Annotated in this window: 1 pseudogene; it reads right to left on the bottom strand. The window is 61.7% G+C overall.

Features of this window, described 5'->3' with window-relative positions:
- Window positions 1-214: pseudogene (locus B879_RS23995) on the bottom strand (hypothetical protein); the annotation flags it as partial.
- Between the last annotated feature and the right edge of the window lie 630 nt (window positions 215-844).

Consider the following 844-nt stretch of genomic DNA (forward strand, 5'->3'; position numbering starts at 1 on the left):
AGGAGATGCCGATCATGGCGAACGCCAAGATCTGTCCCAGCCCCGGGTTCGACTCACTCAGCGGCTCCAGGAACAGCGGGCTGAGCAAGGTGGCGGTGAGCTGGGCGAAGATGAAGAAGTCGTACCACTCGATGGTGGTGCCGACCAGTGTGCCAGCAAGGACGCGGCGCTCCTCGGAACGCTTATGTCGTGCTGCCAAAGATGAGGGGGCCATAGGTGTTCTCCAGCGTTTGGCGCAATGCGCGGTGTGAGTGTGGTTTTACCGACCGTTCGGACAGTAAAGACTTGTGACTATGATAACCCATCTCGGTGAGTCTGCTCACATCATTTTCGGAACCGTGTCGCGCACCACATGCCGCCCGGCGCCACGGACTACTGCCGGGCGCCATGCACCAGCCTCCGGCGCCGATCTTCGAGTGGTTCACCAATCACGGGTTCGCTGGCGGAAATGATAGTGAAGGTGCAGTCCGCGTAGGCCCATGCGGCACTCCGGCGGTGGCCGAACCCCTTGATCCCACCTGGGTGGATTGAATGGCCCCACCCTCGTACGCGCCCGCAGGGGTGTAGGAGAAATAGACGACCGGCCGTCGCTCGCACGCGCGCGCGTGCGAGCGTGCAATAGCGGTGGCCAGCAGCGGTGGGCCCATCGAAGGCCATGATCACGATGCCTGTAGCAATCCAGCTCAGACCTCCGTGGGAATGCAAGAATGTTGAAGCACCACCTAGCCGCGGCACGGAGCCCTCGGCAATGCCCCCAGGGTGCGGGGTATCCACCTTCGCCTCCCACGTCCGGTGCGGACCGTCGAAATCCTCGCATTCGATCCGTAAATGTTCTAATATCGAA

The organism is Cecembia lonarensis LW9, assembly GCF_000298295.1.
Lineage (GTDB): Bacteria > Bacteroidota > Bacteroidia > Cytophagales > Cyclobacteriaceae > Cecembia > Cecembia lonarensis.